The sequence below is a fragment of the Frateuria sp. GZRR35 genome (assembly GCF_051900415.1).
Lineage (GTDB): Bacteria > Pseudomonadota > Gammaproteobacteria > Xanthomonadales > Rhodanobacteraceae > Frateuria_A.
Genome location: NZ_JBHZGL010000004.1, coordinates 1 through 25,775 on the forward strand (window position 1 = coordinate 1; position 25,775 = coordinate 25,775).

The following is a 25,775-nucleotide window of genomic DNA, read 5'->3' on the forward strand; positions in this document are numbered from 1 at the left end:
GCGAGGTGCTCGCGCCGCCGTCGATCGGGCCAGCGACCGCCAGGGCCTGCGCGTTGGTCAGGTTGAAACCGACCGCACTGAAGCTGCCCAGCGTACCGATCTGGTTGGCGCCGTTGAGCGTGGTCGCGCCGGTCGAACTGCCCGCCAGGGTATCGGTGGTGATGACGCCACTGGTGCCTTCGGTGATCGCGCCAGCGGAGGTCAGCGTGACCGTGGTGCCAATGACGGCGCCGTTGATCGCCAGGTCACCTGTGGTCGTGGTCAGCGTCGTGCTTGCACCACCGTTGACCCCGCCGGTGACCGTCAGCGCCCCCGCATTGGTCAAACTGAACCCGGCCGCACTGAAGCTGCCCAGCGTGCTGATCTGGTTGATGCCGGTGAGCGCCGTGCTGCCGGCTGAACTGCCGGTCAGGGTGAGCGCGGTGATCGAGCCGACGCTCTGGCTGATGTCGTGACCCGCCCCCAGGGTCACCGTGTTGCCGACCAGATCGCTGGCCAGGATCAGATCCGAACCGGCCCCGGTGGTGGTCAGGGTGAGATTACCCAGCCCGCCGTTGACCGACGGCGCATCGTTCACCGTCAGGGTCTGCGCATCGTTGAAGGCGAAGTCGCCACCGCTGGTGAACGTGTCCAGTGCCGCCACCTGGTTGGATCGGCTCAGCGTGGTGTTGCCGACGGAACTGCCAGTCAGCGCGTCGGCGGTGATGACGCCACTAGCGCCCTCGGTAATCGCGCCGGCCGAGGTCAGCGTGGTCGTCGTGCCGTCCACTGCCCCGTTGATCGCCAGGTCACCCGTGGTGGTGACCAGCGAAGTGCTCGCGCCACCGTTGACCGGACCGTTCACTGCCAGCGCCTGCGCATTGGTGAGGGCGAACCCGGCCGCACTGAAGTTGCCCAGCGTGCCGATCAGGTTGGCCTGGTCTAGCATCGTGCTGCCGACAGAACTGCCGCTGAGCGTGCCCGTCGTGATGGTCGCGCCAGCCATCTGGGAGATGGTGCCCCCGCTTTGCAACGACAGGTTGCTCGATGCCGCTGGTCCGATCGGCGCATACACCGTCAGATCGCCGCTGCTGGAGTCACCGATAGCGATGGCTTTCGCCGTGATCCGGTCGAACTCGGCATCGGTAACGCCAAGATGGAGCGATTCATCGCTGCCCAGCGAAATCTGCCTGCCCGCGGTCGCTTGCCGGATCGCGACGATGCCGGCAGTACCGGCATCGAGGGTGCCGAGAATGTCCGCGTTATCCGTGACCAGACTGATGTTGGCGCCGGCAGGAACGCCGTTGCCATCGGTGACATCGACCGTGGCGCCCACGTCGATACTGATGCGCGCATCGCCACCGGCCGCCTCGAGGGTCACCCCACCACCCTGCGTAACGATGCCGGCGCCGGCCACGCCGAGGTCACCGGCAGTACTGGTAATGGCAACCGCCCCGCTGCCGGCGGTACCGCTGACCTGGGTGCCGTTGGCGTCGATGATGTGGACGGCACCGGTACCGTTGGCGCTGAACACGATGCTGCCGGCATCGGTGCGGATGGCCTCCGAAGCGCCGATTGCTCCGTTGGCGCCACCTGCCGTGAACGTAAGCACATTGCCGGCAACCGAGCCAGTAGTGTGCGAGAGATTGCCCGCGAGCGCATCGAGAGTGACGTTGCCGGTCGTGCTCAGCACACCGTTGATGGCAAGGTCGCCGCTCGTGCTGCTGATGGCGACGTCGCCGTCGATGGCAGTGCCGCTGACGGCCGCGCCGTCGGCTTCGACGATCTGCACAGCGCCGGTGCCCCTGGCCTCGAAACTGAGCTGGGAGGCGTCGGTCAGGACGGCGCCGGACGCGCCGATGGAACCATTGGCTCCCCAGGCGTCGAAATGCACGACGTTGCCGCTGACCGTGCCGGACGAGTGCACGACATTGCCCGCCCCTGCACCCAGAGTGACCTTGTCGGCGGAACTGACGTCACCGCCGATGGTGAGATCTCCGGTTCGTGCGGTGACGTGGACGTCGCCCGAAAGGGTGTTGCCGCTTACCGTCAGGGCGTCGGCATCGTTGAGCGCCACACCGCCTCCACCACTGTTGGTGAAGGTCAACGTATCCACTCGTGTCTCCAGTGCGCTGCCGGCGCCAATGCCGGTAGCCGAACCGAGCGTGAGGGCGCCGCCGGAAAGCAGCTTCCCTGCCGTCTGCGAGATGCTGCCAGTCGTTGCCGTCAGCGTGGCCGACCCGCCGCCCAGGGCGATATCGTTGTTGAGCGAGATGCTGTGGCCCGCGAGCAACGACAGGTTCAGCACGTCGCCGCCCGGCGTAGAATCGAAGATCTTGTTGTTGAGGACGATGTCGTGCGCCGCATTGAGCGTGAGCGCGTTGGTCCCTTTGCCGTCGTAGTCGAGGTCGGCGTTGAGGGTGATGTCACCCGGTTCGCTGTTGGCGCCATTGCTGCCGGTCGTGACCGTGACGTTGGCGCCGCCAGTCAAGGCAGCGGTGATCAGGTCAACGCCCAGTGACGCTCCGTTGTTGCTCGTAACGAAGGGGTTGGTGGCATTGATCTTGGTATTGCCGCTGCCGGCGACGATGGAGATGTTGTTCGGGTCGATCAGCCAGTTGCCGCCCGATCCCTTCACGCCACGCGCCGTGACCTGCGGCGTGCCGGTGACCGTGAGCGCACCGTGGCTCGACGTCTCGACAAAGCCGCCGTCCCCGCCGTCGACGCCTCCGCGCGAAGACAAGCCACCGGCAACGATCGAGTTGTCCCGGGAAAACACTGCAATGCTGCCGCCGTCGCCCTTGACCGCCGCATCGACGTTGAGCGTCGCGTCCGACGCGACGTAACTGCGCGCCGCTACCATGAGGCCTTCGCCGCCGCGGACGCCGCCACCGACGCGGATGGCCCCGCCGCCCTGGCGGCCCGAAGCATCCAGGGCACCGCCGGTAACCATCACGTCGCGGTCCGACAGCAAGTCGATACGCCCGCCATAGGTTCCGCTGGCAGCGATGCTGCCGCTGTTCTGGACGTTGCCGCCGGTGCCAACCAGGCGTACCACGCCACCGTCGGTGCTGATGCCGTGGGCATCGATCACACCGCTGTTGTTCACGAGATTGGTGAACAGGTCCTTTGCGGCCGAGGCCTGCAGCACCACGGTGCCGCCATTGGCCTGCAACGTACCGTTGTTCGCCACCGCGGCTTCGTCGGCGGCCAACCGTTGCTGCAGGGCGCCGGTGACCTGCACGCCGATCAGTCCGTTGCCATCGAAATCCAGCACGGCACGGTCGGCGCCGTCGAGATTGATGCGACCGTAGTTCGCAACGATCAGGCCGTCGTTCTGCACGTTGCTGCCGATCAGGCTCACCGACCCGCCGCTGGCCGCCTGGATGGTGCCGTGGTTGACGACACCGGCACTGCCGCCGTGCGCGTCGAGGTTGAAATGGTTCGACAGGAAATCGGTCGGCGTGAGGTCCAGCGTGCTGGCGACCAGGCCGCCCACGTTCAACTGCGCACTGCTGCCGAAGATGATGCCGTGCGTGTTGATCAGGAACACCTGACCGTTGGACTGGATGTGGCCGAAGATCTGGCTGGGGTTCTGGTCGAGGATGCGGTTGAGGGCCACCGCGTTGAACGAGGGCTGATTGAAAAGCACCGTGGCATCCTTGCCCACGTTGAAGCTCTGCCAGTTCAACGCCAGCAACGCGGATTGCTGGTTGACTACGGTCTGGGAGCCGCTTTGCGTGATCGAGCCGATGCCACCCACCACCGTGCCGCCCACCGGCATGGTGCTCGCCGCCACGCTGCTGCTTGCCGCCATCGTGCCGCTGCAGAATGCCATCGAACCCAACGCCAGCGCGAGACTGAGCGCCAACCGCTGCTGCCGCAGCCGCGGCAAGTCCGGCGCCGGCACGACCGGCCGACGGGACAGACGCTGAGAGGTGCGGGGAGTCGTGTTCATGTCGTTGTCCGTCAGAACGTGAGGCCGAAGCGTGCGTACAGGTGGTAGCCGTGGTCGTCGGAAGCCTTCTGGCTACCCAATGGCACGGCGCCATCGAAATGGAATTCCAGGTGGTGCCAGAACGGCAGGCGGAAGACGAAACCCGCGCCGACACCGCTGTAGCTCACTGGCTTGAGTCCGGTGGCGCGCTCCTTGGCCACCGGGAAGCCGCGCGCGTAGTCCAGGAACGCTTCCACTTCCAGCAACTCGCGCCACGGCCGGCCGCGGAAAGGCGATGCCTTGTCGGCAAAGAACGGCGCGTCCACGTGGTACTCCAGCGAGGAGAAATAGCCGCGCGCACTTAGCGCGTCGGCGATCGGGTAGGCGCGCACGCTGTCCGGACCACCAATCGCGAATTGTTCCAGTGGCACCAGCACGTCGTTGCTGTACTGCCCGTTGAACTTCAGGTACAGCCGCTGGGTACGGGTAAGGAACTGCAGGCGTGTGTACGACAGCCGCGTGGATAGGAAGCTGCTCGCGTGGTCAGGACTGACCAGGTCCGGCTCCTTCGAGTCGTCGTGGATGGACTTGCGCACAGCCACCTGCAGCAGGTCCACACCGTGGAAGCGCCTGTCGGTATGCTCCACGCCGAAGCCCAACTCGGCCAGGTCGAAGCGCTCGTCCGAGAGCGGGAAATTGAAGCCACCGAGTTTGAGCTTCGACTCTTCGCGGATGTAGTGCAGCGAGCCAAGCATCTTCAGATCGTCAGTGTTGACGAACTTCCAATCGGCGCCGCCGAAGTAGGAGGAACTGGGCCCTTTTACGTCCAGCCTGGCGAAAGCGCCGGAATTGATTTGCAATTCGCTGCGGGTGGCCCCGATCACCGCGCTGAGACCACGCACCGCCACGGTGGGCGCCCGATAGACCAGCGAGCCGTAGACGTTCTGGTTGGGGTCCAGTGCGTAGTTGACGTTGGCGGCCAGACTGTCGCCGATGCCCAGCGGGCTGTTCCAGGTAACGCCCGCCTCCGCGCGATAGCGCCCGGTAAGCTCGGTGCCGTAGTTGTTTGCGCCTAGCGAGAAGGTAAACGGCCGCTTCGCTTCGTGCGCCACCATGATGAGGTCGGTTTCGCCCGTCTTTTCGCCGGGCTGGAAGGTCGAGGCCACCGACACGCCGGGCAGGTCGCGGTCGTACAGCAGCGCGGTGTCCACCGCGCTTTTCTGCAACGCCTTGCCGCGCAGCTTCGTGGCCGGCGCAGCGATCGCCCAAGGGTGATAACGCCGGGCGCCCTTGACCACGACCTTGCCGATCGTGCCTTCGAGCACCTCCAGCCGCACGATGCCCTCGCCACCCACGTCCTGCGCCGGCACGAACGCGGTGGCCACGATGAAGCCGGCCTTGCGGTAGAGGTCCGTGATGCGGTCGGCGACGTGCTGCAACTGGTTGAAACCAACCTGCGCCGGCTTGCCAGTGCCACCGGAGAGAGTGGCGAACTGCTCGTCCGCCAGCGCTTGCACGCTGGCCGGTGTAATGCCCTCGTCCGGATGGTTGCCCACGCCCTGCACTCGAAAACCGTGCACCGCCAGGGTCTGTTCCCGTGCCGGGTCAGCTTCGCGTTCGCGCACCGGCGGCACAGCGGCCGCGGGTGCGATCTCGGGCACCGGCGCCGCCGGCGTGGCAAGGGCCTGCGCCACGGTCGCGGCAGGCGTCGCGCCGGCGCCCAGGTGTACCGCCAGCACCTGCCCCGGCAGGTAGGCGTGGGCGTCGGGGTAGCCGGCTTCGTGCAGCCGGGTGGTGATCAGCACGGCCGCGGCCTGCAATTGCCCCGCGTCCAGCGACGAGACGCCCGCGGTGGCCAGTGCCTGCTGGTATTCGGACTGGATCAGCGCCTGGACCTGGGCGGCCTGCGGCCCTGCCGTCGGGACGCCGCTGACCAGGATGTCCTGTGCGGGGGCACCCGGCGCGGCCGGTGCCGGTGGCGAAGCCTGGGCCGACGCGTTCCCGCCCGCCAGGGCAAGGGCCACCGCTGCTGCGAGGCAAGCAATCCGCACGACATTCCCCTTTGATGACCGTTTCCTTGGCGCGGCGCCGGTTGCCGGGCCGCATCAACGCGACGGGCGGGTCCGACCCGGCCGCCGGCAGCCGCGCAAACGCGCGGTCTCACCCTGTAGTGCGAAGTCCGTCAATGAAAACGCCCATCCAGAGGCACTTTCATTCACGAATTACTCATCAGGCGTTCACATTTCAGGAAGTGACGAACAGCAGGCCAAGCAGTACGGCGCAAGCGAGCGCTCCGGCGGCAAAGAGGGCCAGCAGCATCCGACTCGAACGCGTCGTCCTGCCCAGCAAGGCCGGCAGTACGTCGGCATCCGGCACGTCGGCAGGACGGGACGGCCGCACCACCGCCTTGCGGGCGGTGATGCCGTGGCTGTCGCGCAGGGCGGACAGCACGTTGCGTCGGCGAGCGCGGTACTCGGCACGGGCGATGCGCCCGCCGTAATGGGCCTCGTCAAGGAGGTTCAGGTCGCGATTGACGATGCGTTCGCGTTCGTTCATGGCAGCTCCCTCACCAGGCGCAGGCCGACGTCTTTCTGCGCGCCGCCGCTGTCGGGGCGTCGGCTGTCGACGGTGCAGTCGGACCAGTAGCTGGTGTAGCTGCCGCCGCGCACCGCCGCGCCATCGTCTACCCATTCCCACACATTGCCGGTCAGGTTGATCAGGCCCCACGGGTTGGGGCTGCGACCGCGTGCGGCGATCGGGGCACCGCTGCCGTCGTCGGCACCGGCGGTGGGCGGGATGCAGTTGCTGTCCGGCGCCTGCTTCCAGCCGCCGCCGGCGCGCGCGGCCGCCAGCCATTCGGCGTCGGTCGGCAGGCGATAGACGTGGCCGCTGGCGCTGCCCAGCCATGCCGCATAAGCGCGCGCCTGGGCCAGACTGATGTTGCTCACCGGCAGGCTGCCGGCGGAGCGGTCGTCCAGTGCGATGGCGCTGCACTTGCCGGTGGTCGCGCAATAGCGGTTGTACTCGTTGATGGTGATTTCCGAGCGGGTCATGGCCAACGTCTTGCCCCCCGCGCGCACCACCACCAGCGCGGGACCGCGCTTGCCGTCGATGGTGTCGAAACAGGCGCGGCCGGCGCCGATCAGGTCGGGCGCGGCGCAGGGGTCGGAGGTGGCGCCAGCGGCAACCGTGGCCGGCGCCGGGCGGATCACCGCCGGACTGCCCTTCCCCGCCGCGGTGGCCGGTGCACGGCCGGTGGGAGGGGGTGCGACATTGCCCTCGGCGGGCGCCGGCAAGGCGGTGGGCGAAACCGGCGTCGGCGGCGTGCCGCTGGCGGGCTTGAGCGAGTCCAGCAGGGCGGACAGCGAACCTTCGCCGAGCTGTCCGCGCAGCTTCATGTCCGCCTCGAGTGCAGCCAGCGCGTCGGCATCCGCGTGGCGTGCCTGCGTCAGCTGGTGGCGCATGCGATCGAGTTCGGACGAGGACACCGCCTGCCCGCGCGCCTTCACCAGGTCGGCCGCCAGGCCGTAGCGTGCGCTGGCCTTGACCAGGTCGGCACGCTGACCGAGCAGGCCGGTGGCGCGCGTGAGCACATCGGCGGCGGCCTGGTAGCGACCCTTGCGGAACGCCTCGCGTGCCTGACCCAGATAGGCATCGGCGAGCAGCTGCGGGCCTTCGCTGCCCAGGAACGGATGCTGCGGCGCCAGCGTGCGGATGCGCGCCAGCGATTCCTGCGCCTTGGCGGTGTCGCCCGCGGCAGCGGCGCGCTTGACCGACTCGATACGCGCGGTGACCTCGGCGGCGGCGCTCTCCTGCGCCAGGCGGTCCTGCTGCTGCTTGTCCAGGGCGGCCAGGCGATCGTGCTCGGTCTTGAGCGCGGCCGACTGCGGTGCGACGGCCAGGCCGAAGTCCACCAGCGCCTGGTCCTGGGGCAGGTGCAGCGCGTCGGTCTGCTGGTCGGCGACCCTGGCGATGGCCGCTGCCAGTTGATCGATGAGCGCGCGGGTCTGCGGTGAGGCGTCACCCTTGAGCGGCGCCATCGCGGCGGCCACCTGGCGTTGCCAGTCGGCGCTCGCTTCCGGGTGCGCGATCAGCCCGGCCAGGGCGGCCCGCGCCTCGGGCAGGCTGGTCGCGCTCGCGGCGGTCGCCGTGGCGGTTACGGTGGTGCCGGCAACCATCGCGCCGAGCTGGGCCTGGCGGCGCTGCAGGCGCGCCGAATCGGGGAACACCGCCAGTGCCTCCTTCAGATGCGCGGCGGCCTGGTCGCCGTGGTGCTGCGCCAGCGCATCGCCAATGGCGATGTCGTACTTCAGCTCCAGCTCGGCGTTCTTGAGCAAGCTGCTGGCCGGGTCGATGGCGCGGATCTTCTGCAGCGTCTCGATCGCGTTGCCCGGCTGGTCGGCGAAGATCGCGCCGGTCTCGATGCGCTGGGACAGCTGGGTGTCCAGGCTGTTGAGCAGCTCGTTCTTCTGCTGGTCCATCGCGCTGCGACGGATGTCCAGTTCCGGCGAGTACAGCTTGAGCTGGTCGCGCAGGGCGAACAGTTGCTGTGCGTGGACATAATCGTAGCGGCCCTGCGCGGGGTTCCAGTAGGCGTCCAGGCGGGCCAGCAGGAAACGCTGGATGAGGTCGCCCTGGTCGAGCACCAGGCGCTTGCGCTCCTCGTCGCCGAGCGTGTCCAGCGCGGCCATCGCCTGGGCTTCGTTGGTGTAGCGGTGCGCGTCGTCCGGCGCGAAGCGGGCGATCACCTGCGCCACCTTGCGCTGGTGCAGGTAGTGCGCGCCGCCCCAGCCTCCGGCCACCAGCACGGCCAATGCGCCCGCGCCCCAGGCGAGGTACGGGCCGATGCGCTCGCGCAGGCCGACCTCGCGCAGGCCCTCGACGAATGCCTGCGCGGTGTGCAGGCGATCCTCGCCGCGGAACGCGACCGCGTCGCACAGCGCCTTGTACTGGCGCCGGGTGAGTCCCGGTACCGCCGGCGGCTTGCGCCCCTCGCGCATCGCTACTTCGGCGCTGACCTTGTCGAACGGATGCTTGCCGGTGAGCAGCTCGAACGCGACGCAACCGAGTGCGTAGATGTCGTCGCTCGGCGTCGGCTCGCTGCCCTGGATCATCTCCAGGCTGGCATAGGCCGGCGTCAGCGCACCCAGCGTGCCGGCGTCGAACACGGTCTGCTCGCCCACCGCGTCGCCCATGTGCTTGCCGGCACGCGCGATACCGAAGTCGAACACCTTGGGCACGCCCTCGCGCGTCACCATGACGTTGCCGGGCTTGAAGTCCGAGTGCACCACGCCGGCGGCATGCGCGCGCTTGAGCGCCCAGGCCATGCCCTCGATCAGCGGGCGGGCCTTGGCCAGCGGCATGCCGTTGTAGGCGCGCTCGCGGATCAGCGCCTTCATGTCCGAGCCGTCGACGTATTCCATCGTCATGAAGACGATGGTTCCGTCCTTGTCGAAGTCGTAGACGCGCACGATGTTGTCGTGCGCCAGCGACTGCGAGCGGCGCGATTCGCGTTGCAGCGCAATCAGCGAGTCGGGATGGCGGCGGAATTCGTCGTTCAGCACTTTCACCGCGACGTACGGATCCCGGTCGCGGGCCTCGACCTTGCGCTCGTCGCGCGCAAGGAACACCACGCCCATGCCGCCGCGGCCGATCTCGCGCTCGAGCAGGAAGCGGCCCTTGAGCAGCATGCCGACGTGCGCATGGTCGCCACCCTCGGCGCCGGCCAGGCGTTCCCAACTGGCGCTGTTACCCGAGTGCGTGCCGGTGCCGGACTGGGTACCGGTGGATTGCGCATCATCGGTAGCGCGACCGTGCGACGCGGGCATGACCACCGTCGCCTCGTCGACTGGCACGGGCGGTGCGGGCGGACGCGAGGCCGGCATCACCACGGTCGCGTCGCCGATGTCCTCGGGCGCGGCACGGACGAACGGTGGCGGCGCCACTCTTGTGGCGTCGTCCTCCAGGGCCGCGCTCCCAGCCGGTACGACGACGGTCGCATCACCGGCCATCGCCACTTCCTCGGCCACGGCCTGCACGGCCATCAACCGCTCCAGCAACACGCGGCCGATCTCCGCGTCCAGCTCGCCCTCGTCGTGCAGGCGGTGCAGCAGCGCGAGCTCGTCGTGGTGGCGATCCTCCGGCACTGCGCCGCGGCGGCCGAGCGCATCGAGCAGCACGGGTAGCGGCAGGTGGCCGTTTCGGAAGGCAGCGATCAGTTCGGCAAGCGTGTTCATGCAAAGCTCTTCGTCGGTGCGGCGGCTGCATCAAGGCAACCGGCGATGGCGGCCGGTGCGGTCAGCTGACCACCAGCATGGGGACTTCGTTGGTGCGCACCTGCTGGCCGTCCATGTACAGCGCCGAGCGCATCGTGTAGCGGCCGTCCTGGATGCCCTTGGGCAGGTTGAAGTCGAAGTTGGTCTCGTACTCGCCGGTGCCGTCGATGGCGGTGGCGTCCTTGGTCACGGTGGTCAGCTGGCGGCCGTCCGGCGCGAACAGGGTCAACTGTTCCTTGAGCTGCGGCACCACGTCGGTCGTGCCGCGCACCAGCGTGACGCGCGACTGCATCGCCGCCTTGCTGCCGGAGCGGATGGTTTCGCCGGGCAGCAGCGCGGTCTGGTAGGCGCTGATGGTGTTGTTCGCCGGCAAGGCGCCGCGGTCGTGCCGGTACTGGTCTTCCACCGAGCGCGCGTCGCGCACCTTGCGCGCGTGGTAGTTGTAGGCCATGCAGGCGAACACGCCGATGCCTGCGCCGATCGCGGCGCCGGCCAGATGGCCCTTGCCCTTGCCGAACATCGAACCGGCCAGCGCGCCGATCGCGCCGCCGACGGCCGGATTGCATGTGTGCGATGCGGTCTCGCTGGCGTTCGTGCGGGCGCCGTCGTTGGGCATGCCCATGCCGGGCATCTGCGCGCAACCACTCACCAGGGCGAGTGTGCAGGCCGCACCCAACAGGCTGATACCGCGGAATCCTTGATACATGGCGAGTCCCTCCTCAGTTGATCGAGATGCTGTTCATGGCCTGCTGCTGCGCCTGCTGGGCGCGGCGCAGGAGGCGCCTGGCGGCCGCGTCGCCCGGGTTCACCTGAAGCGCGGCCCTGGCATTGGCGATGGCGGCCGAGTAGTTCTGCTGGGCGAAGTTGCGTTCGCCCTCGCGCAGCAGGCCGGCCGCGACTTCCTGCATGCGACGGGAAGGACCTGCGGCCTGGTGCTTTTCGGTCGATGGCGTTTTGGCTGGCGTCGCTGCCGACGTCGGCGTGGCCCGTGCCTCTTCAACCGGCACCGACGTGCGCACAGGCGTGCTCTGTGGGGGCGGCGCGGTCACGGGTACCGGCGACGCCTTTGCCACGATGGGCCGCTCCCGCTCCTGCTTTTCCTTCTCCACGGCAGCGCGCTTGAGATCCAGGCGCGGCAGGAACAGATGCAACCGCGCGGGCAGCTCGAACACACGCTCCGCCGCGGCGTAATCGTGCCGACCCTGGGCCGGGTTCCAGTAGACATCGACGCGGTCGAGCAGGAATTGCTGCACCAGGTCGCCCTGGTCGAGCATCAAGCGCTTGCGTCCGTCCTCGCCCAGTTGCTCGAGCGCGGCAGCCGCCTGGGCTTCGTCGCCGAAGTGCAGCGGATTGGCGGAGTGGAAGCGCGAGGCGACTTCCGCCACCTGGCGCGCGCGCCACTGCCCGAGCGCACCCCAGCCGGCAACCGCCAGCAGCAGGACGCCGACCAGCGTCCAGGCGAGCGGCCGGCCCAGGCGCTCGCCAAGGCCGACATCGCGCAAGCCCTCGACCAGCCGATCCGCGCTTTTCAGGCGCTTGTCGGCGGTGAAGGCGACGGCGTCGCACAACGTCCTGTACTGGCGGCGGGTGAGTCCGGGCACCGCCGGCGGCTTGCGCCCCTCGCGCATGGCCACTTCGGCACTCACCCTGTCGAAGGGGTGCTTCCCGGTGAGCAGTTCAAAGGCAACGCAACCCAGTGCGTAGATGTCGTCGGTGGCTTGCGGCGGCCGGCCCTGGATCATCTCCGGGCTTGCATACGCCGGGGTCAGCGCGCCAAGGCGGCCTGCGTCGAACACCGTCTGGTCCTCGGCCGCCTCGCCGGGCTGCTTGCCGGCGCGCGCGATGCCGAAGTCGAACACTTTGGGCATCCCCTCGCGGGTGACCATCACGTTGCCGGGCTTGAAGTCCGAGTGCACCACCCCGGCGTCGTGGGCGCGCTTGAGCGCCCGTGCCATGCCCTCGATCAGCGGCCTGGCCCTGGCCAGCGGCAAACCGCGCGAGGCGCTCTCGCGGATCAGCGTCTTGAGGTCCGAACCGTCGACGTATTCCATCGTCATGAAGACGATGGTGCCGTCCTTGTCGAAGTCGTAGACGCGCACGATGTTGTCGTGCGCCAGTTGCTGCGAGCGGCGCGACTCGCGTTGGAGCGCGATCAGCGAATCGGGATGACGGCGGAATTCGTCGTTGAGCACTTTCACCGCGACGTACGGGTCGCGGTCGCGTGCCTCGACCTTGCGCTCGTCGCGTGCGAGGAATACCACGCCCATGCCGCCGCGCCCGATCTCGCGCTCGATCAGGAACCGGCCCTTGAGCAGCATGCCGATGGTCGCCTGGTCGCTGCCGGCCACGTCGGCCAGTTGTTGCCAGCCGGCGGCGTCGATGCTGCCGGTGCCGCCCGCGGTGCGCGAACCGGTGACGCCGGTGCGGGTCGCCCCCGGCCGGGCGGACGCCGGCGTGACCACGGTCGCCTGGTCCGCTGGCGCATCGTCGGTTGCGGGCCGCGGGGCCGGCGCGACCCGGGTGGCCTCGTCGGCGTGAGAGGCGACCGGGGTCGATCGCTTGGCCGGTGCAACGCGAGTCGCCCCGTCGACCTCGGACGCGGCCAGCACCGGCGCCAGCTCCTCGCCCGCGCGTTGCAGCACGTCCAGGCGCTCGCAGACCAGTTGCGCCACGCCGGCGTCGATGTTGCCATCCTCGCGCATGCGCGCGAGCCACTGCAGCTCGGCCGCGTGCTGGTCCGCAGGCACCGCGCCGCGCTCGGCCAGCGCATCGACGAGCAGCGCCGGCAACGACAGCTCGCCGGCCCGGTAGGCCTCGACGAGGGCGCTTAGCGATGAGGTAGCCATGGTTGTCGCGTCAGTCCTGCAGTCGCACGACCACGGCCGACACGTTGTCGCGCGCGGCCCGCCCCATGGCCAGCGCGAACAGCCCCTGCAACAGGTCGGCTGGTGGCTGAGGACGCGCGCACTGCGCGTCGATTTCCTCGTCGGACATTTCTTTGTTGATGCCGTCGGAACACAGCACGAACTGCATGCCCGGGCGGTTGCCGGCGACGACCCAGTCGACGAACAGCCGCTCCTCCGCACCGACCGCGCGGGTCAGCACGCCCGCACCGGGCTGCGGGCGCGCGGGTGCGGGGCCGCCGGCGAACTGGGTGATCTCTTCCTTGACGCCGTGCACGTGGTCCTGGGTGATCTGGCGCAGGCGGCCGTCTTCGAAGCAGTAGGCGCGGCTGTCGCCGACCCAGCCACACAGCATGAAGTCCGGGTCGTAGACGAGCAGCACCACGGTCGAGCCGATCAGGTCGACGCCGCGCGACATCGCCACCTGGCGCAGCTCGCTGTTGACCTGTGCCAGCGTGTCCTCGATCGACTCGATGAACTCGAACACGTCGCCGTTGCGCGGCAGCGAGCCCAGTCGCTCGACGATCAGCCCACTGGCGTAATCACCCGCCGAGTGGCCGCCCAGGCCGTCGGCGACCACCCACAGGCCGATGTCCTCGCGCAGCAGGATCGCGTCTTCGTTGTGCTTGCGGACCTTGCCGGTATGGGTATGCCCCGCGGACTGGTAACGCACGGTCATGGCTGCACCTCGATGACGGCCAGCGGCCAGGGCCGCAAAGGATCGGGACCCAGCGCCTGGGCCAGGCGCGCCTGCGCGTCCTCCGGCGTGACGGCGGTCAGCGCCTGGGCCAGCGTGGCCTGCGAGAGCTGCGTATGTGCCACGCCGGCCAGCAGCAGCAGGCGATCGCCGGGCATGAGCTCGCAGGCGATCTGCTCGCAGCCGGGCATGCCTTCGGCACCCAGGCCTGGAAGTGAGGGAGCGTCGTTGCCGCCGAACAGCAGATCGTCCAGTTCGCCGCTACCGGGGAGCGTCGGCTGCACCGGCGCGGCGGCGAACAGCGGGCGTATCCGGCCACTGCGCCAGTGCCAGGCACCGGCGGCTCCCACGCGCAGCAGACCGGCCTGGTTGCCCGCGAGGCGGGCTGCGACCACGGCGCCGTCTTCGGTCACGCGCCCGTGGCGCAGCAGCGGATGGAGCGCCATCAAGCGGGCACGCAGCGCGTGCGTGCCGGGCGCCGCCTCGTCCGCGGGGCTCATCTCCGCGCCGACGCTGGCTGCCGCGGAGGCGGCGCGGCGGCGCGGGTCGGCCAGGCCCAGATCCGCCGCCACCAGGGTCAGGGCGCAGGCCGGATGGCGGACCACGGCGGCGCCGGGCGCCGCTTGGACGGACAACTCGGTGTTGAACACGGGTGCGCCCACGAGGGGCGCCGCTGCCTGCACCTTGCGCACGAAGCCCGGCACGGTCACGTCGTCATCCGACTCGTGCGCTAGCGCCGGTGCCGGCGGCGGCGCAGGCAGCGGCGCCCGCTCGGTCGCGGCAGGCGCCGCCGGCTCGGGCAGCGGTGCAGCGGCAACGCCCGGAGTCAGCCATGCACCGGCCCGGGCCGCATCGAGGAAACCTGCATAAGCGTCCGGCGCAGGCAGGCCGCGGGTGGCGAGTATCCCGGCCGGCACGCGGCCGGCGCCCTCGCTCCACCACAAGCACCACGGGCCGCCGTGGCCGGCGAGCCGTCGCCACAGTCCCACCAGCGCCAGGGTATCGATGGCGCGCGCCGGCAGTGGCAGGCGCCAATGCGTCGCGCGACTGAAATCGATACCCTCGCACAGGTCGACGGCCGCAGGCGCGGCGGTCGCGGGATCTGGCAACGCCGCCACCAGGGCGTCGAAACCTTCGGCGTCCACGGGAGCGCCACGTTGGCCTTGTGCATGCACGCGCGCCAGCGCGTCGAACCAACCGGCCCCCTCGCGCAGCAGTGGTTCGACCTCCCCCGGCGAGATCGCCGCGGTCAACACCATCGGGAAGCTGCGGCCGACGCGGTCGTCGGCAGGACCGAACACGCCGGCCCACGCGCCCTCGCCGCAGGCCTGCGGCGACAGCACGAAGCGCCAGGTCGGGCTGGCGCGATAGGCGGATGCCCAGTCCTGGCCCAAGGCCTCGCGGCTGGCAAACACCGCCTGCTCGAAATGCCGGTCCCAACGTTCGACGAACGCGCCTGGCAACCGCCGTTGCACGAAATCCCCCGCCCCCGGCAACTTGCCGAAGAACCCCACGCTCGCCGTCCCGCCCCCTGTCGGCCCGGACATGGCTAGCCTCCGCACCGGAAGCGTTGCACCTGCGTATTGAGGAACGGATTCTTCAGGTTGCTGGCCTGGACGACCAGCTGCACCGCCTGGCCGCCGAAATCGAAGTGTGCCTGGTAGCGCAGGTCCGACTGGCGGGAGAGCTTGGCCGCCTGCAGCGCGTGGAAGAACGCCCAGTCGCCCTGGTAGTCGTAGCTGCTGAGCAGGTTGCCGGAGGTATCCCACGCCGAGACCTTCACCTGCCCCGGCGTCGGCCCCGGCCACTTCATCGCCATGCTGGTGCTGCCGCCCGGCTTGTAGTCGAAGGTCTGCCCGTCGACGGCGATGGCGAAGTGGCCGATGCCGGGCGCAAGCACTGGCGCCAGCAGGGTGAAACCGACTTCCGGCGTGGGACTGCCGTTGCGGAAATACATTTGCTTGATGCTGTCGGCCAGCTGCATCTGCGCCAGCATCGAGGCCGAACCACTGACCGCGCCCGGGCCGCTCTTCCACTGCCAGCTGCGCCCGCTGGTGTCGACCAGCTTGGCCAGGGTCTGCTTGAAGAAGCCGTCGTAGCGCCCGCCGTAGCCGAACATCTCGCCGAAGTTCTGTACCGGGATGTCGTTGCGGCTGGTCGGGGAGAACGGGAAACGGCCCTGGGTGAAGGCCGCGCAGTCCTGCGCCGCGGCCTGCTGGAACTGCTCGTCCAGCGCGCCCTTGGTACCACTGGCGACCAGCGCCTGGCTCTTGCCGGTGAGCGAAGCGACCCAGCCGGACACCGGCGGCGGCAACTGCGCAGCGGCCTGCTGCGCCATCAGCAGTTGCGGGTTGGGCTGGCCGGCCGCGTCGCTGAAGTCGGTCATGGTGAGCAGCGTCTTGCTCAACTGGTCCAGCGCGGCCAGGGTCTGGTCGATCGGCGCAGCGCCGGGCGCGCCTTCGCTCAGCTTGTTGAGCGTGTCGAAGTGCGCGCTGATGGCACTCCCGGGCGGCGCCTCATCCGCCCCGGCACCGCCAGCCTTGGCCAGCGCGCGGCCCAACGCATTCTGCGTGGCTTTCTTGGCGGCGGCGTCCTTGGCCGCATCGAGCGCCTTGTCGCCGCCGTCGGGCGTGGCCGCGCGCAGCATGTCCCTGGTGTTGTCGCGCACCAGCTTGAGCAACGACTTGAGCGGCGAGCTCGGGCCAGAAAGCTTGGCGGCGATCGTGCTCGCGTCCTGGATGCTGGCGGCCGGCTGCAGTTGCAGGTCGGTCAGCAGCGTGTCCCAGGCCTTGATGTAGTCGGCCTCGTAGAGCGCCAGCACCTGGCGCGAGAGGCGTGCCTGCGCCAGCGCGTCGATCGGCTCGGCGCCAAAGACCCAGTCGTCAGCGGCGAACTGCCTGACCGCCTCGCCCACGCCCTTGTCCGCTTCGATGGCGAACACCGGCTGGGTGTACACCGCCGGCAACGGTGCGGACAGCGGCTTGCCGCTCTGGCGGCGGAACACGTTGCCGAGCAGGCCCAGCTCCTTGTCCAGTTGCAGCGGCTTGCCGGCGTTTTCGGCCGACAGCTTCATGCTGCCGTACACAAGCGTGGAAAGGTCGGCGGTGCGCAGCGTGGTGCGTGCCTGCTCCACCAGCGCCGCATCCAGCGGCAGCGCGCGCAACTGGCCCGGCTCCTCCACCAGCGCCTGGAAATGCTTCGCCAGCGCCTGCTGCAGCACCGGCTCGTCCGGGAACACCTTGCGCCATTCCAGGTTGGCCAGCGCCACCAGCTCGTCGGCATCCAGATGCTTGGGCTCGCCCAGCATCAGGTAGCCCTTCAGGTAGTAGTAGAGCGCCTGCGGATCGGACGCACTGGCGGCCAGGCCACCGCGGAACTGCGCACCCACGCCGGGCAGCAGCAGCGCGTTGAGCTCGCGCAGGTAGGCCGCGTGCAGGTCTTCGCCGACCGCGTTGCCCTGGTAAAGGCCCAGGCGCATCGACATCGGCACGCCGCCCTCGGGCGTGGCGGTCTGTTGCACGGCCGACAGCGCTTCGAGCCGGTCGAGCACCTTGGCGAAGTACTCCTTCGGCGTGGCGCTGGCCGGCAGGTCGACGCCGGCGGGGTAGCCCTTCAGCGCATCCTGCACCTGTCCCAGGTAAGCGCGGTTGCGCGCATAGCTGGTGGCGAATCCGAAGCACAGCAGCACGGAGAACAGCGCCATGCCGGCGTAGGCGGCCATTTGCACGGCGACCTTGCGCCGTTCGATCGCGGGGTTGGTGCCCGCGAGCCCGGACTCGCGGAACAGCACTTCCTTCAGCAACCGCTCCACGAAGAACGTGCGTCGCTGCGCGCCCTGCGGATTCACCCGCGCGGCATCCAGGCCGAAAGTGCGCGCCACCGCGCCCATCATGCGGTCGATCGGCGTGCCTTCCTGCGTGCCGGAGGTGAGGTAGACGCCGCGCAGCAACGGCGGCGTGCCGTAGGCGTGGCCGGCGAACACGCCCTCGACGAACTGCCGCGCGGTCTCGCCCAGCGAGGCGAGCTGCTGCGGGAAGGACAGCACGGCGGCGCGACGGCCGCGGTCGCGCTCGGCGTGCAGGCGGTCGAGCGTGCGCGTGTTGAGCCGGTCGAGCAGCAGGCGGTACTCGTCGGCGAAGGCCTTGGCGGCACTGCCGTCCATGGTCTTGCCGAGCGGGAACGACACGCCCCAGACCTGGCTGCGCAGTTCGGGGTTCATGTCGTCGAAGAACTCGCCGAACCCGGCCACCAGATCGCACTTGGTCAGCACCAGGTACACCGGCACGCCGATCTTGAGATGTTCGGCGAGCTCGTCCAGCCGCCGGCGGATCGCGCGGGCATGTTCCTGCCGACCATTCTCGTCCAGCACCATCAGGTCGGACAGGCTCATCGCCACGATCACGCCATTGATCGGGCGACGCTTGCGGTAGCGGCGCAGCAGCTTGAGGAACTCGCCCCAGGCGGTGGCGTCGGCCGAGCGGTCCGAGTCCTGCGTGGTGTAGCGCCCGGCGGTATCGAGGAACACCGCCTCGTCGGTGAACCACCAGTCGCAGTTGCGGGTGCCGCCGACGCCGCGCAGCGCTTCCTTGCCGAAGCGCTCGGACAGCGGGAAGTTGAGCCCGGAGTTCTGCAGCAGCGTGCTCTTGCCCGAGCCCGGCGGGCCGATCACTACGTACCAGGGCAACGCGTACAAATTGCCGCGACGGCGCTTGCGCAACATCTCGACCGCCTCGGCGAAGCGGCCCTGCAGCTGCGAGCGCTCGCCCACGCTGCGGTTGTCGCCGGCGTCGGCGGGTGCCGTGCCGCCCTGCCCGGCCAGCTCGCCGGACATCTTGTTGGCCTTGCCGCGCGCGCGCAGCGCCTGGACCTGCAGCCAGGCGCCCCAGGCCAGCACGATCAGCATGATCAGCAGCAACCGCGCGACCGGGCTGGCTAGCGGCTGCGAGTCTCCGATACCCAGGTACGGGCCACCCAGCCACACCAGCACCGAGAGCAGCAGCACGCCAATGAGCGTGACGAACCAGGCGGACTTCAAAAGGCTCAGCAACTTCGCCACGGCGTCAGGTCTCCGGGATGAACTTGATTTCGACGCGGCGGTTGCGCGTGCGGTTTTCCGGCAGGTCCGGCGGCAGCGCGATCGGCTGCGAGGCGCCGGCGCCGGTCGATTCGATGCGGCCCGGGCTGTCCAGCCCCTGCGTCAGGATCTGCCGCACCGACTGCGCGCGCGCGGCCGACAGCGCGAAGTTGTCCTTGAACTTCAGCGAGTGGATCGGCTGGTCGTCGGTGTGGCCGATCACGATCACACGGCCGGGCACCTGGTTGAGCGCGGCGGTGATCTTCTGCAGCAGCGGCAGCTGGCGATCGTTCACGTCGACGCCGCCGGAGGCGAACATCGCGTTGCCGGACAGGCGCAGCATCGCCTGCCCGTCAGGTTGCTCGTCGATGGTCAGCATCCCCGCCTGCTCTTCCGGCGCCAGCAATTGCTTGAGGCGCTTGCGCTCGGGGGTGGGACGGTGCGCGGTATCCGGCGGCGTCGCGCCTTCGAGCCCGACCCGGGCAAGTTGCGCATTGACCGGTGCAGCCGCGTCATTGAGCCGGGTGTAGAAGAACAGGAAGGCCGCCAGCAGCACGCAGGCAGCGGCGGTGGCGATCACCCACAACGGTACGTAACGCACCAGCGGGTTGCGCCGGTCTTCCACGCCGCGCCAGTGCGGCGCCAGTTCCTGCGTGGCGGGCGTGCGCTGTTCCTTGATGCGCCGATAGAGATCTTCCTGGATGTCGGCAAGCCGGGCGCGTCCACCCGCCTCGATCTGGTAGCGCCCGCCAAAGCCCAGCGCCAGGCAGATGTACATAAGCTCGATCAGGTCGATGTGCTTAGAAAAATCCGCGCACAGCCGCTCGAGGATCTGGAAGAACTTGGCGCCGCCATAGGACTCGCTGTGGAACGCCACCAGCAGGGTCTGTTGCGCCCAGCCGCTGTGCTCGCCCCAGGGCGCGTTGAGCACCGACTCGTCGAGCATGGTGCACAGCACGTAGCGCGCCGCGAGCACGGTCTGCTGCGGCAGGTTGGACGCCTGCGCGCGGCTTTCGAAACGGCGCACCTGCGTGGTGGCCTGCTCGCGCAGGCGCGCGGCGTCCGGCGCGGTGGCGCTGTGGCGAAGTTGCACGGCCAGCAGCAGCAGCGGGCTGGCCGCCTGCACCAGCGGGTTCATGCCGCCGCCGAGGAAACCGCTGATGTCTTCCTCGCGTGCCGGCTGGGCCGCGGCCGCGTAGGCAGCCGGTGGTGCCGCGTGGGCGGCCGGTGGCGGCGCCACGGGCGCGGCCGGGGCTGGGGCCGCGCGCGGGCGCACCACGGTGGCGTCGCGCATGTCCTCGTCGAAGGGACCGCTCATGGCATCAACTCCGGATGGCCCACAGTTGCAGGTCGAGGCCGGCGAACTCGCTGCCGAAATGGAACGCGATGCCGCCGGAGGTCTTCAGCTCGCGCCACATCGGCGAGTGCTTGTCGAACTCGAAGTAGAGGTAGCCCGCGTTGTAGGGAATCTGGCGCGGCGCCACCGGCATCGGCTGCACCGCGATGCCGGGCAGTTGCAGGTTGACCAGGTCGCGGATCTTTTCGGTCGGGCCGATCTTGGCGTGTGCGGGCAGTTGCCGACGCAGGTCCTCGGACTTCATGTCGGCCTTGGCCGAAAGCACGAACGCGGCGGTGTCGATCAGCGTAAGGTCCGGCACCACCGCCACCCACACGCCGTACTTGCGCTGCTGCAGCGGGATCGGCATGGCGGTCTGCTCCATCACCGCGCTGAGTGCGTTGCGCAGCGAGACGATCACCGGCTCGAAGCTCTCGCGCAGCAGCTCGTGGCGGTACGGCGGGAACATCGGCGGGCGCTTGCCCGGCGCGGTGAAGGTGGTCAGTTCGCCGGCCATCGCCACCAGCGTGCGGTAGAAGGCTTCCGGGTGTTCCAGCGGCGCCTCGGCCAGGTGCGCGACCAGTGGCTGGTAGCGGTTGACCACCTGCAGCATCAGGAAGTCGGCGATCTCCGCCGCGCCGCCTCGATCGGTCAGCGCCACGCGGCTGGCCAGCGCCTCGCCGCGCTGGTGCAGCAGGCCGAGCAGCTCGGTGAGGAAGGTCACCAGCCGCGGCACGGCCTGGCAGCTCAAGCCCGTAGGCATGAAGGTTTCGTCCAGCATGACGCGGCGGTCGGCGCGGCATTCGACGATCCGTGCGACCGGGATCTGCGCCAGCCCTTCCATCGGCTGCGACTGCGGCAGCAGGCGCGTGCTCATGCCGCCGACTTCCAGCGGTGTCATGCCCTCGACGCTGCCGGAGCTGTCGCGCACCTCGGTCTCGCGCACGCGGTAGCGGAACAGCCGCTCGGCCGGCGCTTCCGGCCGGCCGCTTTCCGGCTGGGTGGGCGAGCGCAGCGGCAGGGTCAGGTAGACGGTCTGGTCGCGCCAGTTGGCGTCGACTTCCAGCGCCGCCGGCAGCGGATCGTCACCGGGCATCGAAAACGGCGTGCCGTCGGGGAAGATACCCCGCGCGCGGCGGATGCCGAGCTTGCCGATGGCCAGCAGGTCGGGCTCCAGCTCCAGCTCCTGGAAGCCCCAGGCGTAGGGCCGCAGCGCACCGGCGCGCAGCTCGACGAAGCGCTCGAAGTAGCGCTCCTGCTGCTGCAGGTGCTGCGGGCGCAGGAACAGGCCTTCGCTCCATACCACTTTGTTGTTTTGCGTCATGACCGACCTGTCTGCTGGTGGTTGCTTTGCGGCGTCCTGCGCCCCTGGACGCGATGGCGGCTTCGAGCTCCCTGCGGGCGCCTGCCCCCAAATCCCGCGGTTGCGCCCAAAGGCGCTCCTGCAGGGATCCCCTGGCGTAGGAGGCCCTTCTTCTAGTGCGTGTTTTTCACGTGAAAGGCGCCATGCCCGCTCACCGCTGCCGTATCCGCGCCGATTTGAGCCGCGCCAACTGCTCTTCGTAGGCGCGCGCGAACTCGTCGCCGAACAGGCGCCGGAAACACTCGTCCGGGTCCTTGGCAAGGCTCTCGAAATTCTCCCGGTAGCGCTCCCAGTAACGGCCCTTGCCGCCGAAGGCCGAGCGCTTGCTGCCGTCCACTTCCTGCTCCAGGCGGTCCGGATTGAAATGCGCCAGCACCGCCTCGAAGCCCGCGCGCACCCCGGCCAGCATCGCCATCTGGTGGCAGCGGATGTCGTCGAAGGCGTCCTGGAAGGCGTCGGTGCCGGAAAGGAACGCGCCGTTGGCCGGGGCGAGCAACTTCTGCAACGCCTCGTCGGCGGTCGGCGCGAACTTCAGCGGATTGTTTTCCGAACGCTGGATCAACGTGACCGGCAGGCGGAAGGTGTTCTTGATCTCGGCACGGGCGCGCAACACGTCCATCACCCCGTCGACGACGATGCGGAAAATCGTGTCCAGTTCGGGCGGCACGCCGGCGACCGGTGCCATCGCGGCGGCAGACATGGCTGGCGGCGCCACCGGGGTCGCGGGCGGTGGCGCGGGGACCGGGGCGGGGGCCGGGGCCGACGGCCCCTTGGGCGCGAAATCGCCCATGGTGAGATCCCAGTTTTCCGGCAGCGCCTGGCGCTGGCCGGCAACGCCCGGCGGGTGGAAGTGATCGGCGATGCTGCTGGAATGGTTCCAGTCGGCGGCTGGCGCCGGCGCGGGCGCGGGCGGCGCGCCGAACGGCTCGTCCAGGAACGCCAACGGATCGAGCGCGGCGGCCGAGCCACCGGAGACGGGGATCAGCGGTTCGTCCGGCAGGCCGCGTGCGGGCGGCTGCGGCGCGCCAAACGGACCACCCAGCATTTCGTCGAGGAAGTCGCCACCGGGCAGCGGCGCGGCCGCTGCGATCGCCGGCGCCGGTGCCGGGGTCGGCTGCACCAGGGTGGCGCTATCGGCCTGCAGCCGCACGGCCACCTCGAAGGTGTCGATCTGCAGGCGGTCGCCATCCTTGAGCGAGGCCGGATCGCCCTTCACCAGCGGGCGGCCGTTGAGCAGCATCCCGTTGGTGCTGCGGTCCTCGATGAAGTACATGCCGTTGAGGCAGCGCACCATGGCGTGCACGCGCGAGACGCCGGCGGCGCCGAGCACCCAGTCGCAGTCCTCCGCGCGGCCGATGCTGCCGTCGCGGCCTTCGAACGACTTCTGGCTGCGGGCACCGAACTGCGCAGCGTGCGGGCCGAGCACGGCCAGGACGAGTGTCTGTGGAATAGGCACGCGTGGCTCCTCAGCTGGTCTGCATTTCGCCGGCGCCGAGCAGGCTCATGGCGCGCGCCATGAAGCCGGCACGCCGCTGCTCGAAGCGTTCGGGCTCGAGCCCGGCCATCAGGTTGATCGCCGCGACCACGGCGCAGGCGGTCAGGTGTTCGGCCGGGGGCACGGGGGTTTCCTGGGTCGCCGGCGCCAGGCTGCCGCTGGCCCAGCCGGCGCAGGCGGCCAGCCAGGCGCCGATACTCTTGTAGCCACCGGCATTGGCGAACTCGAACGCAGCGCGGCGGTGGGGTTCCTCCGGTTCGCGCACCCACTGTTCGGCGAGTGCAGCGCCGGCCCGGTCCTCCAGCGGCAATGCCGCGTCGCGCGCGCACTGGCAGGCCCACGCCACTGCGTAGCGCTTGGGCAGCAGGCGCGCAAGCAGCTTCAGCGCGTCCTGCGTATCGCCGCCCTCGAGCAGGACCTGCACGGCCTCGCGCGGGCTCATTCCCGGTTCCAGCCGGGCGCGCGCGGGCGCACCCAGTTCCATCTGTTCGGCAGCCTGAATGACGATCGACATGGCGCTCTCCCCTTACCCGATCATCACGACGCCGCCGGACACCTGGTTCATGCCATCGCCCTTGAGCGTGAGCATGGGTGCCTTGACGGTGGCCATGGCGCTGCCGGCGACTTCGACCATCGCGTCCGAATGCACCTTGAGGCTGGCGCCTGCGCCCAGGTCCATGGTGGCGCCCGCCTTGACGCCGACCTCCACCTGGCCCTCGACCTTGACCCCGACGCTGCCGGTGATCTTGATGTTGATGCCCTTGATCTCGATGTCGCCCGAGCTCTTGAGCACGATGCTGGACGCGCCGGTGACCAGCTCGATCTCGGTGCCGGCCGAGAGCTTGAACTTCTGGCCGATGGTGGTGGTGCCGTTGTTGGTGACGTCCAGCTTGTCGTCGTTCTGCACGGTGAGCTTGCGGTCGTGCTTGATCGTCTCGGTCTGGTCGTTTTCCACGGTGAGCGTCTGGTCGTGCTTGACCGTTACGGTCTCGTCGTGGTCGATGGTGACGACGTGGTCGTTCTCGACCTCCTCGTGCATGTCCTTCTGGGCGTGGATGAAGAAGTCCTCCTCGCCCTTCTTGTCCTCGAAGCGCAGTTCGTTGAAGTCGGCCGCGCCGCCGAGCAGACTGCGGCTCTTGATGCCGCTCTGCGTCTTGGTCGCCTGCAGGCCGTAGGGCGGCGCGTTATCGCCGTTGTAGACGCTGCCGATGATCAACGGGCGGTCCGGGTCGCCCTCGAGGAAGCTGACCACCACCTCCTGCCCCACGCGCGGCAGGCTGACCGCGCCCCAGCCCTTGCCCGCCCAGGTCGAGGCCACCCTCACCGGGCAGGAGCTCTTGGCATTGGGCTTGTCCGGCTTGTTCCAGTGGAAGGTCACCTGCACGCGACCGTGGTCGTCGATCGCGATGTCCTCGTCGGTTTCGCTGCCGGTGACCACGGCGGTCTGCAGGCCCACGATGGACGGCTTTACGGCCGTGGGCAGGGTGCGGAACGGTCGGCTGCTCTCGATCGCCTGGAAGCCGCAGCTGAAAGATGGCGCGTCCGCTCCGGCACCGGATGCATAGCTGCCGCCATGGAGCTGCATCGCGGTGCCGATCACCAGGTATTCCTGGTTCAGATCGCTGCGCGGAAAGCCGGTCAGCGAGAACAGACCGCCGATCTCGATGCCGCACGCCGAGGTGTTGCCGTTGTAGTGCGAGCGCGACGCGCTGAGCGCTTCGGCGCGCACCTGCGCGAAGTGTTGACCGACCCGGGCATCGAAGTGGCCGCCGGGGAAGTCGAATCCGTCAGGGCCCTTCACGCCTTGCGCGCCACCGGTGCCGTTGCCCAGCAACGAAGCCTTGGGTTTGAGCGGGTCGTAATCGGTCAGCTGTACCTTGCTCACGTCGCGGCCGCGCGAGGCGTCCCAGTCGCTGATCGTGGCCTCGGTCCGCAACGCGCTGTCGCGGGTGGTCGAATAGGCCACCTTGTCGAAGTGCGCGGCCTTGAGGTGCGCACCGATGCCATCGGCCAGCACCATCGTGTGCGTGCCCGCATCGTGGACGAAGTAGTAGTAGATGCCCTCCTGCTCCAGCAGGCGGCTGATGAAGTTCAGGCTGCTTTCGCGGTACTGCACGCAGTAGTCGCGCGCCACGTAGCTGGAGCTCAGGCTCAGCTTGACGTCGGTGTAGCCGGCCTCGGCGAGCACCTGCTTGACGATGTCCGGCACCGTCATTTCGGTGTAGATGCGGCAGTCGAACTTGTCCACCAGCAGCCAGGGCTTGGGCACCAGGCGCACGGTGTAGTGGGCATAGTTGAGCCCGTCGATGACTTCGGCGCTGGTCTGCGCCGCCTCGCACACGATGCCGTTGAAGTGGCGCAAGAAACCGTCGGCTTCCAGCCCCACCGTCATCGACGTGCCGAGCAGGCCGTTCAGGTCGATCTTCTCGTCACGGCTCACGAAATCGACGTGATAGGAGAACATGCGCCCGAGCTGTTCCTCGGCCACCATGCTGGTGAAGAGCAGGCCTTCGCACTGGGGCGAGGAAAGCGTGATCTGCTGGCTCATGGGTCCTTCCTCTGCGCACAACGCGACGTCATGGTTGCCGCGCGCGCACCGGGCGCGACCGCGGCAGGAAAACTGCTATAAGAGCGGCGCACGCCCGGCAGCAGGGATGACCGCCGTGTCGCCCACGCATACGCGCCGGCGGGGTTTCCCGATCCCTTTCCCGCGAGC

The 25,775-nt window shown here is 69.2% G+C and carries 13 protein-coding genes and 1 pseudogene; all 14 read right to left on the bottom strand.

Annotated elements, in window-relative coordinates:
* Window positions 1-3,937: beta strand repeat-containing protein (locus tag ACFWZ3_RS06225; RefSeq protein ID WP_439706877.1), on the bottom strand; the 3,937-nt coding region annotated here is incomplete at its 3' end.
* An 11-nt stretch (window positions 3,938-3,948) separates the two neighbouring features.
* A complete protein-coding gene (locus ACFWZ3_RS06230) occupies window positions 3,949-5,640 on the bottom strand; it encodes a ShlB/FhaC/HecB family hemolysin secretion/activation protein (protein WP_439707110.1) in 1,692 nt (563 codons plus the stop codon).
* 520 nt (window positions 5,641-6,160) lie between these two features.
* Window positions 6,161-6,472 (bottom strand): hypothetical protein, encoded by a 312-nt coding sequence (locus ACFWZ3_RS06235; protein WP_439706878.1) that lies wholly within the window; start codon window positions 6,470-6,472, stop codon window positions 6,161-6,163.
* Entirely contained in the window at window positions 6,469-10,152 is a 3,684-nt protein-coding gene (locus ACFWZ3_RS06240; RefSeq protein WP_439706879.1) for a protein kinase domain-containing protein, read from the bottom strand. Before ACFWZ3_RS06240 ends, ACFWZ3_RS06235 begins: the two co-directional genes overlap by 4 nt.
* Before the next feature lie 61 nt (window positions 10,153-10,213).
* Window positions 10,214-10,897 (bottom strand): hypothetical protein, encoded by a 684-nt coding sequence (locus ACFWZ3_RS06245; protein ID WP_439706880.1) that lies wholly within the window; start codon window positions 10,895-10,897, stop codon window positions 10,214-10,216.
* A gap of 379 nt (window positions 10,898-11,276) precedes the next feature.
* Window positions 11,277-13,037: pseudogene (locus ACFWZ3_RS06250) on the bottom strand (protein kinase domain-containing protein); the annotation flags it as partial.
* Window positions 13,038-13,047: 10 nt separating this feature from the next.
* A complete protein-coding gene (locus ACFWZ3_RS06255) occupies window positions 13,048-13,773 on the bottom strand; it encodes a PP2C family protein-serine/threonine phosphatase (protein ID WP_439706881.1) in 726 nt (241 codons plus the stop codon).
* A complete protein-coding gene (gene tagF / locus ACFWZ3_RS06260; RefSeq protein ID WP_439706882.1) occupies window positions 13,770-15,338 on the bottom strand; it encodes a type VI secretion system-associated protein TagF in 1,569 nt (522 codons plus the stop codon). Before tagF ends, ACFWZ3_RS06255 begins: the two co-directional genes overlap by 4 nt.
* A gap of 2 nt (window positions 15,339-15,340) precedes the next feature.
* The gene (gene tssM / locus ACFWZ3_RS06265) at window positions 15,341-18,847 is read right to left on the bottom strand and encodes a type VI secretion system membrane subunit TssM (protein ID WP_439706883.1); all 3,507 of its coding nucleotides are present in this window, start codon (window positions 18,845-18,847) and stop codon (window positions 15,341-15,343) included.
* 4 nt (window positions 18,848-18,851) lie between these two features.
* Complete coding sequence (gene icmH / locus ACFWZ3_RS06270) at window positions 18,852-20,159, bottom strand: type IVB secretion system protein IcmH/DotU (RefSeq protein ID WP_439707111.1); 1,308 nt, start codon at window positions 20,157-20,159, stop codon at window positions 18,852-18,854.
* A 28-nt stretch (window positions 20,160-20,187) separates the two neighbouring features.
* Window positions 20,188-21,525, bottom strand: coding sequence for a type VI secretion system baseplate subunit TssK (gene tssK / locus ACFWZ3_RS06275; protein WP_439706884.1), 1,338 nt, complete (start codon window positions 21,523-21,525; stop codon window positions 20,188-20,190).
* Between the two features lie 190 nt (window positions 21,526-21,715).
* Entirely contained in the window at window positions 21,716-23,014 is a 1,299-nt protein-coding gene (gene tagH / locus ACFWZ3_RS06280) for a type VI secretion system-associated FHA domain protein TagH (RefSeq protein ID WP_439707112.1), read from the bottom strand.
* A 16-nt stretch (window positions 23,015-23,030) separates the two neighbouring features.
* Window positions 23,031-23,573 carry a DUF6931 family protein gene (locus ACFWZ3_RS06285; RefSeq protein WP_439706885.1) on the bottom strand — a complete coding sequence of 181 codons (543 nt, stop codon included), beginning with the start codon at window positions 23,571-23,573 and terminating at the stop codon, window positions 23,031-23,033.
* Window positions 23,574-23,585: 12 nt separating this feature from the next.
* Entirely contained in the window at window positions 23,586-25,607 is a 2,022-nt protein-coding gene (locus tag ACFWZ3_RS06290) for a type VI secretion system Vgr family protein (protein ID WP_439706886.1), read from the bottom strand.
* Window positions 25,608-25,775 lie beyond the last annotated feature (168 nt).